Below are 14722 nucleotides of genomic sequence, written 5' to 3'. Positions count from 1 at the left end.
TTGCTATCAATAGCTAAGTTGGGGAAATCAATTTATTGAATATTCTAATTAACTTCTATCCTTGTTCCGGTCCGCCATATATCTTCGATCCTAAATGGTTTTTTCTGACCGGTTGGATGACCTTTTTTTAGTCCACATGGCATTTTCCTAGTGAAGCTATTAATTGGCCTTAAAAGTTTAGCTAAAAATTGAGGGAATGAGTAAACACATAAGTATTCAAATAGGAAATAGAATTTTTCATCATGTAAAGCCTAATGGTAGTGGTTGGCTTAAATGATTATGGGGCATAGACATGCCGCGATGATCATGCCCGATATGTCCTTGGACATGAATGAGTTAAGGCATTTGCTTAATTTAGTATTTTCCAAATTAATTAAGGTATGGTAAATAAGCTCTGAGTAATGTCTAGCCCAGATGGACAACTCGCTGCTACCAAGATACTTTAACACAGATTTGATATTTAAGGCCGTGTTGACATAGTCAATCACGGCCCACCATTTGTTACTTATTAAATTTATTCATTAATGCTTTGAGTTTTTGTTCAGATTCATCTTCAATGAGCTTGTTAAGATCGCTTGGTTTGCATTGTAGTTGCTTGTCAAGGAATGCAAGAGGCTTATCCTCTTTGCCCAATGAATGTATACCGGATTGAATACGCTGACGCACTTGCTCCCATAAGAATGCAACTTGGTTAGGCTCTGTCGTGTAGTAGCCAATAGGGATGGTTAAGCCGCCAAAACCCAGACTTGGGTCGATTTTCGCGTGGTACTGAATTAGCGCAATACCATTTTCGCCAGGGAATACCATAATTTCAAGGTGCGATTCAGACTTACCTTTAGCAAACACTCGTAGCTTATCGGTAGTTCGACTACCAAACATATTCTTGATGCGTGTACGCTCATTGTAATCACTAGGTTCAGTGTGAAAGACCAGGTTTAGGCTACTGTTTCGCTCCCCTAAATTGAGGTCTTCATTCATCCTTTCTATGAATGATTCTAGGCCCAGACTCGCCCCAAATAGCTCGTTTGTTGCTCCCAACCAAATCCCATGTTGCATGCGCTGTTTCATGGAGTGGCGCTCAACCCATTTAGACAGAATCTCACGGTTTCGTGCCGCATATATTGGGCCGATCATCATCCGTTGAACTTTGCTATTACCATAGCCGGTTTTCTTGCGCTGGCGGTCATGTAATAACCGACCTAGCTCCAAAATTCCATTGTGTTTAACGTAGCGGCGGATCACTTCATCTTGTGCAAGATCGCAGTAATCGTTAAGTGTAGTTGTAGCAATATCATGATTTCTATTGTGCAGCCATGATATTGCCTCATTTTTCAAACCTGAGCTCTCCATCAACGCAACATGCTCACTCTTGTAGTCAAGTAGTGTTGCGTCTAAACGGATACCTTTAAGTGGATCATGGTACGCATGAATATCCAATGACACCTGCTGTTTAAGGCCTGATTGCCCTACAGATGCACGGTTAACACGATAAAGTCGAGCCTTAGGGCTACGTAATGCGCGCTTGCTTTTAATATCAGGTAGGCAAGCTTGAAAGCGGCTAAATTGCTCTGAAATAATATCAGTGAAGTCGCTACGGTTTACCTTACGAGGTAGCTCTGGTAAACCTTTCTGTAACTCTGCGGAGCATTTCGGCTGAATGTGACCAGTACACAAATCGACAAAGGTGAAGTCGCGAAAATTTTCGACGTCTTCAATGGCAATACCTTCATCAGCTGCGCCCTCTCGGCGCTGCATGTTCAGTTTTGTGGTGGTGGATATATCACCTTCATCATTAAAGCGAACCAATCCAGTGTCAATAATCTCGTTCACCAGAACCTGACGTTCATGCTCTTGTAGCCCAAAGAAGTTTCCTAGCTCAACCGGAGAGACTGTCTCTATCTGTGCAACCAAGAGTAACGCGGACTCAAGTATGGCAGGCAGCACCGCTTTATGTGTGACATCAATATCCAGACTTACCTTTTGTGCTGGTGCCAGTACGGTAATGCTTTGAAGTACTCGATCATAATCGGCTGGAACCTCAATCCGCTGGGTGGCCTTGGTATTCAGTTTCAAGGTTGTCTTATGCATGAGTCGCCTCCTTGTTTTCAGCGGAACTGGTTGTTTCGAGAGCGCTTGACTTAATGATTAAAAACTCAGAATCAGAGGTGTTTTGCTGGCGACGAATATAATCGTATACGCGAGCTAGTGGGGCTCCTTCATTGGCTTTTGTCCACATGCTGCCAGCTCCGACAACAACTAGTCGCTCTTTGGCTCGTGACAGTGCCACGTTTACCCGTGCTTCATCAGTCATAAAGCCGCCTTTGTTATCTGAGTTGTGACGTACCAAGCTAAGCATAATGATGCGGTTTTCAGAACCTTGATAAGAGTCGATAGTGTCGATCTTTACCATGTTTCTGATTGGTACTGCCCATGAGGCGCTTTCCAAGCGCTGCTGCAGCAATTCAACCTGGTTTCGATAACCAGTGATTACGCCAATGGCAGGGGTTGAGTCCTTTTCATTCCATACTTGTAGCTGCTCTAAAGCTTCTTCGTCAGCAATTAGCTGTTCAAGTAAGCTGCTCAATAGATCGACTTCCGCTTCGTTGGCAACACCTTTATTGGCATTAGTTTCTAGCACCTTGCTTTCAGAGGTGTCAATCCAAGATACAGTCTTGTTCCATGGGGTGGGAAGCCTTTCCATCCACTTAGGTGCTACCTCACGGCCAGTCTGCAGGTTGCCATTGTAAAAACACTGACTGATGATCTCCCCAATCGCAGGAGCCATACGGTACTGCTTTGACAGCATGTGACCGTCATTAAGATTAAAGGCGCGTTCAAAGTCAGTACGTTTAACCTCTTCCATGCTCATCGACAAATCGCGAGACACCTTGCAAATGTGATCAGGGTCGTAGCTTGGTGTAAGCTGCTTATGATCACCAACCAATAGCACGCGCTTTGCGCTTTGCATCGCAATAGCGAGCTCAGAGAAGGTTGCTCGACCAGCTTCGTCAATCACTACGAGATCAAAGGAGCTCTTATCTAGCTGATAGCCACCGTGGCCGATACCTACAAGGGTGCCAACTACTAGTTGACGAGTGCGGGCAGAGAATGCGGCGTAACCGGTTTCATCGGTAGCGAGACGCTGATACCAGTGATGCGCCACCTTAATTACTTCAGCCATGCGCTCGACGCGCTGCGGATTGTTTACTTGGCAGCGCTCGGCAATGATGTTTAGCACTGCATGTAAAGGCTTACTGTGGGCAAGCACCTGAGCTGGCATGTCAGTGTGAGCTGTCAGGCGACGTTCAAGAGAGCTAGTTAGGCTATCTACGCGGCGCTCTGCTGCAAGCAAAGTGGCCTGTTCTACTTCTTTTAGGTTATCTGGATTAGTAATTGCTAGTTTAGCTTCACGCAGTTCGCTTCGGGCTCGGGTGTATTCGAATAACTCACGGCCACTACTGCGGTATAATGCTGCGGAATCCAATACAAACTGCTTAGGTAGTTTCAGCCGTGCAGCCAGAGATAACATTCGCACTTCGAGATCACGGTGGAATGCAGTACGAGTTTGATCCTGTAGGGCACTTGCGTGAACATCTAACATACCTTGACTAATGCGGCCGCGATCGCCAAGCCGCACGATGCTTGGTATCTTGAAGTTTACTTCTGACTGCTCACGCTTGCTGTTCAATTCGCGTACACGGTTAGCCACTTCATCAGCAGCGGTGTGGGATTGGCTTACAACCAGTATCCAGCGTACACCCACCTCGTTTAGTAGGTAGTCCAGTGCAGCACTCAAGATAGTAGTTTTACCTGTGCCAGGAGGTCCCATAAGCACACTTAGTGGGTTTTGCAGCAGGTACAAAAACGCCTCATTCTTAGACTCATCCAGTCCGTATCGCTTGATCTGTTCGTTGGTTGGCATTGGCAAAGCAGGTGGCTGTTCGCCCTTTGGCCCAGTGATAAAACGTTCTGTAAGATCCTGCATCACTGCATCGCCTGAAAGCACTCGAGTAAGAGCGCGCTCACGGCGTTCCCAACTTACATCATTACCTGAATTAGAAAGGGTAAGTATGGTGCCCACGCAGATGTTTTGCATACGAAAATGGTTGTTACGCCCTTCATCCGTAAAAACCAGGATGCCATTGCCGGATTTGTGCACATCTAGCTGGCCAAACTTTGTGTCATGATCGTCAGTGGTTACGTTTATAACATCGTTGTCACCAAACTCGAAAGCATCAATGTTTTCGTTAATCAGCACATGAACGGCGCCATCGATTTCTTTTGGTTCTTTAATCACAGTTACGGTTGGCAGGGTCTCACGCTCAACCTCAACCAGTCGCTTCCACAGATTTTTGATTGGCACGTTGCCAGCGTTTGAAGCTGATACCAACTCTTTAACTGCTGGCTCGATTTCAAGTGCATGTTGGACAACGTGCAGGGTCTTAACGAACTCAATCAGATCAATATTAGGATCCCCAAACTTTCCCTTTTTAAGCAGGAAAGGCTTCTCTACTGGCATAGCAGTGTTGCCATTTTTCTTGGCATTACGGGTATCGTTGACTATCTCGCCGGTGCCTAGACGGCCATAGAAGATCCTGTTAATCGTCAGGGCATCACCATTCGCTTTCATTACTACGGTTAACTTATGGGAGGCACCGTAGAAGAATAAGCGTAGGTCATTGCGCTTGCGGACTGATAGATGGTAGCAGCCTGAGTCCATCTCAAACAATTCACCATCAGGACTAGTAAAACCATGATTCTCAATGATCATCGGCTCGATGTCAGCTGGCTCAGGCTCGTTGGCAACGGTCATGGTACGTCGCAGCATATCCAAGTTGAGAGGTACTACATTTTCCCCCCCAAGGGCGTTACGGAGTTCGTCACGGATCTTTTTGGCTCCGGTATGTATACAGCCACCGAATAGCTCATCCACGATCATATAAACCGCATAGCGATCGCGAGCAGTAGCGCTTACATCAGTCTTTGGCGAATAATCGGAGTTACTCGGTGCAAGACCATCTAGGTCAAGATCGAACATATCCAGCAGCAGGATACTTAGCTTACCCTCTATTTCACGTACCAATATATTTTCAGGTTTAAGATCGCCGTGGCTAAGTTCAAGATCATGTAGGTTATGGATAGCACGAATGATAGCATCCGCCAGATCGTAGCGTTGCTCATAAGGACGATCACTTCTTTCCATCCATTGCTCAAGGTTTTCGCCTTCAGCAAATTCTTGAACGATGTGGGTGCCCATCATACCGCAGCCAAACTCAATTAGTTTAGGAATAGGTAGAACATTAGTGGATGCCACAGAACAACGCTCAAAGAAGTGAAGCAGGCGCTGAGACTGACCGTGATTGTCTTTATTAGGTCGAGCGTTCATAAAGATCCGCACTGAGCAATTTAAGCCATCAGCAGTAGTTGATTTGTAGGACATGCGCTGACGTAGCATGTCATTGTCAATATCGCCTAGTTGTTGGTACACGCTCAATGGTATGGTGTTATTGCTATAGTCATGCAACTGTTCGAGGACACGTTCTTTGTCCTCATTGGTCTCAATGTTCTGATAATTAAGTAACAGAGACAGCTGTTTCAGCATCTCCACAGCGTCTTGGTGGCGGTCGTTTGCATTGATCTCAAAACACTTCTGAATAAAACCATGCAGCTTACCTTCAAACGGATCATTGGATGGCTCAACCCATTCAGGTGGCGCCTTTGCTGGCAGTGACAGCTTCTCACCGTAGGCTATTTGGTAGCAAAGCACACCGATTTGGAAGACATCGATAGCCTGTCCAAGAACATCAGTAGCCCCAGAAGCGTCTTCAGGAAGTATGATGCCAGAAGTGGACAACTCTTGGCGCATATCACTGATAGACTTGTGCCCCTGATCTGGAAATTTAGCACAAGTCAGACCACTGACAATTATTGCACTGCGTTCTTTGTCCCACCATAGGCGACGAGCACTTAGATCTCGGTGATACACGCCCATAGAATGCATACCAGCTAGCGGTGTGAGTAAGGCTCGCAACAACAAAGTACGGTTTTCAACACTTGGTTTGAAAGAGTCAAGGTACTCATCTAGGCGATCAGCAAGTGGGGGGAGCTGGTACACTTCAGCCATATCAACAGCTAGAGTGTCTTCTTGTAGGTAGTGCTTGGGTTCCAACAGATAATCTTTGCCTAACTGGCTATCTTGTTTGCGAATGTGGCGTTGAGTTCGGTCTTCGCGCAAGCCGTAAAAAGCTCGAACAGACATATCAGTCCCCACATGAGCAAGCTTATTGAAGTCCCACTGGCGTACTTGGCCTTTGTCTTCAGGATCTCGTTCATGCTCAGCATCCCACTCATTGTAAAACCCGTTAGGGCCTTGAAGGTGAGGAGTTTTCTCGGTGATCACGTAACCTGCTTCATTGCGTTGACGAAGCTGCACCTTGTTTCCACCGCGCTTCCAGTCCTCAAATACCTTGATTTGCTCTGGGGCGAAAGGGCGCTTGTTTGGGTTCCGGCAAAAAAAACTTTCAGCTGCCGTTTCTGGCAAGATATCACGATAGGCGTGAGGGTTACCGATGGTCTTGAACTCATCCAGTGAAACTACGAAGCCTTTGTCTTTTGGTGACTTTTGGGTAACTACTGCCGAGCCAGAAAGTACCACCATTGCTTGAATCTCATAGAACACGTTACCCCAAAGTTTTTTAAGCTCTTGGTCAAACATGCTCTTGATGCGCTGTGCGTGCTTACGTTTTGTATCAATTGGCGATGGATGTTTGATCTCGCGACCAGAAGGAGTAGTCTGAATCCAGTGTTCGTCTTCCATATGGATTTTACCAGACCAGTTCTTTAGCTCGACCATAAGGATACGGTCTTCTGCGAAAATAAGCACATCGAACTCGAGGCTTTTACGCTTATTATCTAACAGCAGTATCCCTGCGTAGCCTACCCAGTGTTTTGGTAGGTTTTCCTCAAGAACACGGATCGCATCGTGTTCACTTTTGTCTAGTCCTTCAGGGGATGCAATATGTATTTTCATTGGACGGTGTCCTGCTGCGAAATTAGATAGCGGGTGAAAAGTGAATATCGATTGACGGCGTGAACGTGAGGCTGAGTACAGAAATAATCAAAGAAAGTAATGTCGTCTCTTAGTAAGGACTTCCAATTTTTGGATAGGGTGTTAACCAGACACTTCAAAGCGCCTAGCTCAATACCCTGTTGGCCAAGTGACCCGAATGAGGGGGTGTTCATATTTTCGTAAGGTTCATTTGTGGGGACATACCCCACTGCTCTCGTCCTGACGCGAAAACAAACAGGCATGCCTAGAAATAAGTGCATTGATGATAAAGAATAATGGCGTTAAATCAAAGTAGAAGTAGGCAACGCATTCCTAAATTGTGATTCAAAAAGTGTTAAAAATAACAAATGTGCTAGTTCTAGGTTGTTATCCGTACTAATGACCCTATCTCTACATTTTTCACATCTTAAAGTAAATCCTTTGAAATTTAACCCTAATTAGTTTTGAGGGCTCTTCTCTAATCTGATATGGAAAACAGCCTTATATCTTGGATTGAGTTTTTCATTTAATGCAGTAGCATTGTGCTTAACAATTTTGCAGCAAGTCGTTGCAATTAGAGTAATTGAGTACGGCTACTTCATGCTCCCAAAACTTCGATTGTAACAGTGTTGATTTTGGATTGGGCTTTTCGTGCGATAGAAACTCATTAACCATATGTAATGGCTATCAAGTATCCCCCAAACACGTTTCGGGGCAAAAGCGAGTTAGTTGTACCAATGTGATTACCAAATAAGACTCGATCTGACACTATTGATGATCTGAGCTAGACCTAATCTGATGAGATGGATGCCCTGTATGGCGTCAATTGTACCAAAATGAAATAAATATATTGTGAGATCTCTGACTTCGACTGACAGATCATTTTTAGCTATTTAAATTGAACGCTTAAGTGTTTACTGTTCCATTGTTCCCGAAATCCCTATGAACTGTATATTTTGTCTCCCGTTATTAAATGAAAAGGATTCAGTTATGGATATTCGAACTACTCTCCGGGCTGCGAGTCTTTCTCTCGCTCTTGTAAGTACGGTTACTGTTGCCAATGAAGCCCTGGTGTTTCAGACAGATTTCGGCCTAAAAGATGGGGCAGTATCGGTTATGAAAGGGATATCTTTCAAGGTGAATCCTAGCCAGCCTATTTATGATCTAACACATGAAATTCCACCTTATAATATTTGGGAAGCTTCATATCGCCTTTACCAGACTCTACCATACTGGCCCAAAGGGACTGTCTTTGTAAGCGTGGTGGATCCGGGAGTGGGCACTGACAGGCGCTCAGTGGTTATCAAGACACAGAGTGGTCATTACATAGTCTCACCGGATAACGGAACATTGACCTTGGTAGCTGAACACTTTGGTATTGAATCTGTACGTCAGATTGACGAGAAGTTCAACCGTGTATCTGGCTCTGAAAAATCATATACTTTTCATGGACGTGATGTATACGCATATACTGGGGCACGACTTGCTTCAGGTATTATTAGCTATGAACAGGTGGGGCCGCTGTTACCAAATAAAGTAGTAAAGATCCCTTATCAGACTGGTGTAGCTGAAAGGGATGGAACTCTTAAGGGGACTATTCCAGTTCTAGATGTACGGTTTGGGAATGTCTGGAGTAATATCAATGACAGCCAGGTCAGTAAGGTGGGTATTCACAAAGGGGATCAGGTCTGCATTAAAATAAGTGAAGGGGATAAGATCCGGTATGAAGGCAAAGCCCCATATGTCAGCAGCTTTGGTGAAGTTCCTGAAGGTCAACCTTTGGTGTATCTCAACAGCCTGCTACAGGTATCGGTAGCACTCAATATGGATAACTTCGCTGCCAGATACCAAGTGCAGTCTGGTGATAACTGGCGCATCAGCCTAAAAAAGTGCTCAGATTAAAGGGAACTGGCAACTACACAAAATGCTAATTAAGGTCTGGGTTTTCCACTATATTTACATGCACCTTTGATTACTTAACCCATGACTGGTCTGGCGCAGCAGGTATTCCCGTGGCGAACGGTCAGTACACTGTGCAGATGCTGCCCGCTCAAAGAATCTCGGGCAGTTTTGAGCGAATAGCCGACTTAACTTAACATATTACTATGGTGCAAACTTACGTTGTGTTTCGGTTATGCACCATAAAGCCAATTAGTTGAGTCTTTCTTATTAACTCTTTTAATTAGTCATTAGATTTTCTAGGTGACCCCATCCAGTTTAACTTTTTTAACAGGAGTAGTGTGCAACACATTTTGGGGCATAAATGATTTAGACAAACGACCAGAACGGGTCACCTCGTATTGACAGCCTCTCTCTGATTCCCCCAAAATCCCGTCGTGTTCCTGACATTATTTTTTGTCCCGAGAAATGAATTACCCATTGACCTAATGATTTCCGTTTATTAGCGTAGTCAGACTTATCCATGATCCGGTCGCTTGTGAGGATCACCTTCGGGCAGCGACAGCAACACTCCTGTAGCCTGCAAGGGAGTACACACTGTGTGGTACATCTGCGCACCTTTGGAAGCAGATATCGTCAGTCTGATGACGATGAAGGTCTCTTAATCTCATCCATGATGGCCAACAGGCCAGTCACCCAACGGGGAACACATTTCCCATTGGGTCAGGTGTTCTCCGTTGTTTTATCAGGAGAATACCATGCAACAAAATATCACCCCGGCCACGGTGCACACTGCGCCCGTGTCTGAACATTCCCCTTTTGCTGACCTTTTTCCGCAAACCAGTTCACTGGAGCGGATGCTGTTGGAGCACACGTTCGTTAAAGCTGCCGCTGTGCTATGTGAAAACTATCGGCGTGATCGGTGGCAGTGCCGAAAGGTGTCAGATACTGTTGCTTATGTCGTACCAACACGGTCGGATGCATATGTTGTCAACGTCAATACAACGGGCTTTAACGGCGAAGTTTCTGCTGATACGTTCGGATTGATGGTGACCTTGACCGTATTAGGTTATCTGGCCGCACTCATGAAGCAAGGCGAGTATGCTGAGCAGTTTTGTAACCTGCGGGAATATGCGGCGTTACTGCATCCCCAGGCTCAGTGCATCCGGGCGGCTCTGGGCTTAAAAGGAGACTGTGATGCCAAATAATGCACACATTATGCTGGACAGTCTTGCGCTGTCGGCCGTATTTCCCGATAAGACCCCGCTGGAACGGTTGTTTCTGGGGTTCCTGCTGGCCAATACCGCGTCAACGTTATACGGCGATTACCAGCCTGAACAGTGGACGAGCCGACACGTGTCTGAGTCACTGATCTATCTGGTGCCGATGCGGGCAGAAACCTATTCTGTTTACCTGCCGGACACGCAATTAACGGTCACGCTCTCCGCGGATGCTTTCGGACTGGCGGTTACCTCAATCGTATTGGCCCGTGTTGTGGTGCTGGATGAACCGAATGAGGAAACGTATCGGTTCTGTGCATTGCAGGAGTACGCGCAGCAGCACCCTGAAAACGACCTGATAAGAATGGTCATGACACTGAAGCCTGAAGAAGCGGCTATCAGCCTGTCATTTATTCATAACAACAATAATCATCACTGACGTTATCAGCGCATGAGGCTGTTAACGCTTTTCTTAAGCGCCTGACCAGGGAAGCAAAAACACCTTCCCGGCCTCGGGCGGGTGTTTTCTTTATTTAACGTGAAATCAAGGAACACCATCATGAGCCCTATTTTTTTACCGGCACCGGATGATGCCGACACCGCAGTACATGAGGCATTGTTTACTGCGCAGGTAACCGGCCTGAGACAACATCCGACAGCGTCACAGCCATTGCTGACAGATACCCTGACGATAGGGGAAGCCTCCACCATTACAGAAGTGGTGCAACGCCTGAGGGTCATTCACATTTTGGGGGACTGGCCGGCACTGGAGACGTTATCCGGTCAGTGTGAGCGGGCTTTTTTTCCGCTGACCGTCATGATTGTTGACGCGCAGGACAGAAAAGTGCTCGGTGGCCGATTTGATGACGAAATTGTCTGGGCGCAGCCGGTCACGCTCACGTCGGAACGTTTGTCACTGAAACGACAGCAACAGCGATTATGTCAGGCTGCAATGCTTGAGCAGAGCTGGCAGAATGCGCCGGCGGCCCGTGCGTTATGGCATCAGGCGCATTTATTGTCACTGCATGGGGTTTCCTCCTGTTATCAGCAGTGCCATGAAGTGCGGGATATTCTCCGGTATGGCGTCTCCGTCAGTGTCTTTTCTGAGGTGACGTTATGACCACGTTACGTTTAACCGTCTGGCAGGTGATTGCGGCTGCCTTGCTGAAACGGCATTTTGGCCTGAGCCTGACCGATACGGTCCTGTGTGAAACCGACACGGTGGCAGCACTGATAGCCCGCGGTGTCCAGCCTTCAGAAGCCATTAACGAACTGGTGGATAAATACGACTTAATCCGGCTGAACACGCAGGTTATCCCGCGCAGTACGCCTTATCTGGATATCCACGATGAGCTGACGGTCATTTTTGACAGCGGTTTGGCTGACAGGTTGTTAAAGCAAGCCAAACCGTAATCTTTTTTTAATCACCTTTTTTCAATCTACCCATCGGGGGAACGACTCCCCTAACGGGCGGTTCCTCCGGTTTATTTTTATCGCTCAAGTGAGGAACTTAACTATGGCAGAATGGTGCATCAATCAACTGGAAATTACCGGCAAATCCGTTTGTATCGATGTGATGCAACAGTGGGTCTGCGGGGAAGAAGTCCCCCGTTATCGTCAGGCGGTGTTGCAAAGTTTACGCCTGTTTCTGGCTGGCTGCGCGGGGATACTGAAACCCACCAAACCGCAAACCTACACCCCGTACCCGGCGCTGGTGCGCGGTACGGCGGTGCCAACGGCGCAGCATCTGGCCTTTGAGCAGTGGCTGCTGCTGTTGCAGAATAATGTGCCGTTGAATACGGACAATATCAAACGCATTGATAACCTGTACCGCCAGTCCGGTCTCAGCCTGATGTCGTGGGACAAAGTGCCGGAAGCCGCACGGGATGTTATCGCCCGTCTGCTGACCCGCCAGTATACCGACTGGTTTGGTATGGTGGGCTGGTCTGATACGCTGGATATCGGCGCATGCTGGGACAGGTTAGAGGTTTATCCGCAGGCGGCACAGCCCTGCGATATGCTGATGATTATGGCAACCCATCTGGCCACCGAAATCAACGGCAACAGCACGTTGCTGAAAGAGATCTCTACCACGGCGCAGTTTTATGAAGAGCAATACGGGCTGGAATGGCCGTTTGGCCACCATGTTCGCTGGGAGCGCCGGAATGTCAGCAGTTTAACCGTGCGTTTTGATTCTCCCTGGGCACCGCCTTCGGCGGAGTTGATGGGGGAGCTGTCTGCGGTGTTTGACTGTGAAATCCGCCACTGGTACAGCGAAGCGTCAGGTCAATTCAAAGGCTACGACTGTTATGATCAGGGCGAGCATGTGGACAGCGGCCACGGGCAGTCAGGACGGGAAAACCGGCCGGCACTGTATCTGGTCGCCAGTGAACAGACGGAAACGGCACTGGCCCTGCCGGCTATCGCCGTCGGGCAGTAACAGATTTATTTTATACGAACTGACCACGCCAACCGAAAGGGGAACCTGTTCCCTTTTCGGGGCGTGTTTTCCTTTTGTTTTTTTGTTTTGTAAGGAAAACACACAATGGCCTCTCGAACCGATCATCAGAAAGCATTTATTTCACTGTTTAAGCAAACAGCCCGTTATCAGACCCGGTATCAGGTTTTCCGGGATTTTTGTAATTGTGCCATGGCGGCAATCCACAATAAGCACTGTTTCAGTGAGGAGCTGGAGCAGTATTACCTGAAAACCATCAAGAAGTACGAACGGGCCGATGTTGACCGGATTGTGCAGCTGTTTTCCCATGTGGTGCTCGGACTGGCGCAAGAATCCGGTGATTTTCTTGGTAGTGTTTTTATGCAGCTGGAACTGGGCAATAAAGATCTTCAGCAATTCTTTACCCCTTGGGAAGTGGCCAGAATGATGGCACAAATGCAGTTGCATGATGCTACCGAGCTGTTGCAGACACAACCGTTTATCACGATGAGCGATCCTTGCGTCGGGGCGGGTTGTATGATACTGGCAGCCGCCGATGTACTGAGGGAACAGGGGCATGATCCGTTGTGCAGCCTGTGGGTTTACGCGATTGATATTGATCCGCTGGCGGCCGTGATGGCCTATATCCAGTTCTCGCTGACCGGTATTCCGGCTGCCGTCACCATCGGCAATGCCCTGCATGATGGCGGTGACAAGCGAGCCCGTTACACGCCCGCGCATTATCTGGGTAACTGGTCTGCGCGTTTGCGGGAGGCGGAGCTTATCGCCGCCTGAACGCATTTCTTCAACGATGACTATTGCGCCTTTCGGGGCGCTTTTTTTTTATTTTTAAGTTGAGTTAATACAAATGGTTATGTTGAAAATTAAGCCGATTTTGTCAGTCAGTCAGGGGATGAACCGGGTCAGTTTAATTTTCACTTCCGCAAAAAGAGTTGTTCCTTGTTTCCGGCCGGGATTGACCGACACTGAGCCAAATCTGAACCGGAAGAGGAAATAATATGTTTCAATGTTTTAAATCCTGTTTTACCCGTGACCCTTCCCCGTCACAAAAAGCGCCCGGGCAAGCACCTGAAAGTGTACGCAATGCCGGAGGTTATTTCCGTCCACAGTCAGCAGAGGTACTGCTGGCAACTTCAGAGCGTGGCCAGTATCTCCGCCAACTGTGGGAAAACAGTGCGCTGCCCGCCGGGTTATATCAGCAGTTTTATCTGGATCCGCTCCGGCAATTGTGCGCCCGTGTGCAGCATGTTCCGGCCATACAAGAGGGCGTCTGGTCTTATCGCGGCGGGTTTATTGACCTTACCCTGCAATTTACGGCCTGTGCCGTGCGGCTGGCGAAAGGACATATGCTGCCTCCGGGGGTGGCGCCGGAAACCCAGGCCGCACAAAGTCTGCTGTGGCAGGCGGTGGTATTCTGGGCGGCGCTGTTTTACCACCTGCCACTGTTGCAGCAACTGGAAGGGGAACTGGAAGACGGGCATCACTGGCAGCCGGGATTGTGGATACCTGTGCGTCGTTTCCGCTTCCGGTTTCAGGCACCGGGGCCTGAGCTTCCTGTCCTTTATAAAACGCTGCTGGCTGCCCGTTTGTTACCGGAGGAAGCAGTGACCTGGCTGTCTTTAGTGCCCGGTGCGTGGCAGTGCCTGATGTTGCATCTTGGCGGATACCCGTCTTCTGTCCCGTTGACGGACTCATTGCTTCAGTCTGCCGCTGAGCAGGTGCAGTCACCGCTGCTGAATCCCGTTGAATCGTCTAAACCGGCTACCGATACCAGGCTGTCATCATCAGAACCCGATCCGGTTATTCCGCCTGTCACACCGGGAACAGCCCCTGCGCCCGACATCACCGAGGATACCCGGAGATTACTGTCATTGTTTCAGGCAGAGGAATGAAATTCTGATGAGAAATAATGCAAATGGTAACGATAACGATTCGAAATTGTCCGAACGCACTGCATCAGCGCTGGAAGGCCTTGTTTCTGCAATGTACAAAAGGTCATTATATGAAAAATGAAATAATTCAACGTGTTAATTAATCTTTCAGTTTATTAACGGGACATTTCTGTACCGGGACACAATATTACACACTAAGGAAACA

General features: G+C 47.6%; 11 protein-coding genes. 9 read left to right on the top strand and 2 right to left on the bottom strand.

The annotated features are described in order from the left end of the window. Nucleotides 1-501 precede the first annotated feature (501 nt). Nucleotides 502-2088 carry a hypothetical protein gene (locus PSI22_RS16240; protein WP_273580651.1) on the bottom strand — a complete coding sequence of 529 codons (1587 nt, stop codon included), beginning with the start codon at nt 2086-2088 and terminating at the stop codon, nt 502-504. Then, complete coding sequence (locus PSI22_RS16235) at nt 2081-7030, bottom strand: AAA domain-containing protein (protein WP_273580650.1); 4950 nt, start codon at nt 7028-7030, stop codon at nt 2081-2083. The genes PSI22_RS16240 and PSI22_RS16235 overlap by 8 nt, the downstream gene beginning before the upstream one ends. Nucleotides 7031-8044: 1014 nt before the next feature. Between PSI22_RS16235 and PSI22_RS16230 the strand changes: the two genes are divergently transcribed. The 9 genes from PSI22_RS16230 to PSI22_RS16190 all read left to right on the top strand — a co-directional run bounded on the left by PSI22_RS16230 (nt 8045) and on the right by PSI22_RS16190 (nt 14517). Next, nucleotides 8045-8950, top strand: coding sequence for an SAM hydrolase/SAM-dependent halogenase family protein (locus PSI22_RS16230; protein ID WP_370689039.1), 906 nt, complete (start codon nt 8045-8047; stop codon nt 8948-8950). Between the two features lie 520 nt (nt 8951-9470). Beyond that, nucleotides 9471-9755 carry a hypothetical protein gene (locus PSI22_RS16225; protein ID WP_273580649.1) on the top strand — a complete coding sequence of 95 codons (285 nt, stop codon included), beginning with the start codon at nt 9471-9473 and terminating at the stop codon, nt 9753-9755. Next, nucleotides 9706-10155 (top strand): antirestriction protein, encoded by a 450-nt coding sequence (locus PSI22_RS16220; protein ID WP_273580648.1) that lies wholly within the window; start codon nt 9706-9708, stop codon nt 10153-10155. Before PSI22_RS16225 ends, PSI22_RS16220 begins: the two co-directional genes overlap by 50 nt. Then, nucleotides 10145-10606, top strand: a complete 462-nt coding sequence (locus PSI22_RS16215) for an antirestriction protein (protein ID WP_045959434.1) — start codon at nt 10145-10147, stop codon at nt 10604-10606. Before PSI22_RS16220 ends, PSI22_RS16215 begins: the two co-directional genes overlap by 11 nt. A gap of 120 nt (nt 10607-10726) precedes the next feature. Further along, a complete protein-coding gene (locus PSI22_RS16210; RefSeq protein ID WP_045959433.1) occupies nt 10727-11287 on the top strand; it encodes a hypothetical protein in 561 nt (186 codons plus the stop codon). After that, nucleotides 11284-11580 carry a TA system toxin CbtA family protein gene (locus PSI22_RS16205; RefSeq protein WP_046336146.1) on the top strand — a complete coding sequence of 99 codons (297 nt, stop codon included), beginning with the start codon at nt 11284-11286 and terminating at the stop codon, nt 11578-11580. The genes PSI22_RS16210 and PSI22_RS16205 overlap by 4 nt, the downstream gene beginning before the upstream one ends. 103 nt (nt 11581-11683) lie before the next feature. Then, complete coding sequence (locus tag PSI22_RS16200) at nt 11684-12607, top strand: DUF1281 domain-containing protein (protein ID WP_046336145.1); 924 nt, start codon at nt 11684-11686, stop codon at nt 12605-12607. A 105-nt stretch (nt 12608-12712) separates the two neighbouring features. Further along, on the top strand, nt 12713-13399 hold the full coding sequence (locus tag PSI22_RS16195) for an N-6 DNA methylase (RefSeq protein WP_273580647.1): 687 nt from the start codon (nt 12713-12715) through the stop codon (nt 13397-13399). Between the two features lie 224 nt (nt 13400-13623). Continuing rightward, nucleotides 13624-14517 (top strand): TraI domain-containing protein, encoded by an 894-nt coding sequence (locus tag PSI22_RS16190; protein WP_046336143.1) that lies wholly within the window; start codon nt 13624-13626, stop codon nt 14515-14517. Nucleotides 14518-14722 lie beyond the last annotated feature (205 nt).

The sequence above is a fragment of the Xenorhabdus aichiensis genome, assembly GCF_028598775.1.
Lineage (GTDB): Bacteria > Pseudomonadota > Gammaproteobacteria > Enterobacterales > Enterobacteriaceae > Xenorhabdus > Xenorhabdus bovienii.
Note: the sequence above shows the minus strand (reverse complement) of the source record. Positions and strands in the feature narration are given on the sequence as shown.

Bases quoted from the DNA above. Each gene is read 5' to 3' on its own strand.
- PSI22_RS16195 (WP_273580647.1), top strand. From the start codon at position 12,713: ATGGCCTCTCGAACCGATCATCAGAAAGCATTTATTTCACTGTTTAAG.
- PSI22_RS16210 (WP_045959433.1), top strand. From the start codon at position 10,727: ATGAGCCCTATTTTTTTACCGGCACCGGATGATGCCGACACCGCAGTA.
- PSI22_RS16225 (WP_273580649.1), top strand. From the start codon at position 9,471: ATGATCCGGTCGCTTGTGAGGATCACCTTCGGGCAGCGACAGCAACAC.
- PSI22_RS16190 (WP_046336143.1), top strand. From the start codon at position 13,624: ATGTTTCAATGTTTTAAATCCTGTTTTACCCGTGACCCTTCCCCGTCA.
- PSI22_RS16220 (WP_273580648.1), top strand. From the start codon at position 9,706: ATGCAACAAAATATCACCCCGGCCACGGTGCACACTGCGCCCGTGTCT.
- PSI22_RS16240 (WP_273580651.1), bottom strand. From the start codon at position 2,088: ATGCATAAGACAACCTTGAAACTGAATACCAAGGCCACCCAGCGGATT.
- PSI22_RS16200 (WP_046336145.1), top strand. From the start codon at position 11,684: ATGGCAGAATGGTGCATCAATCAACTGGAAATTACCGGCAAATCCGTT.
- PSI22_RS16205 (WP_046336146.1), top strand. From the start codon at position 11,284: ATGACCACGTTACGTTTAACCGTCTGGCAGGTGATTGCGGCTGCCTTG.
- PSI22_RS16215 (WP_045959434.1), top strand. From the start codon at position 10,145: ATGCCAAATAATGCACACATTATGCTGGACAGTCTTGCGCTGTCGGCC.
- PSI22_RS16235 (WP_273580650.1), bottom strand. From the start codon at position 7,030: ATGAAAATACATATTGCATCCCCTGAAGGACTAGACAAAAGTGAACAC.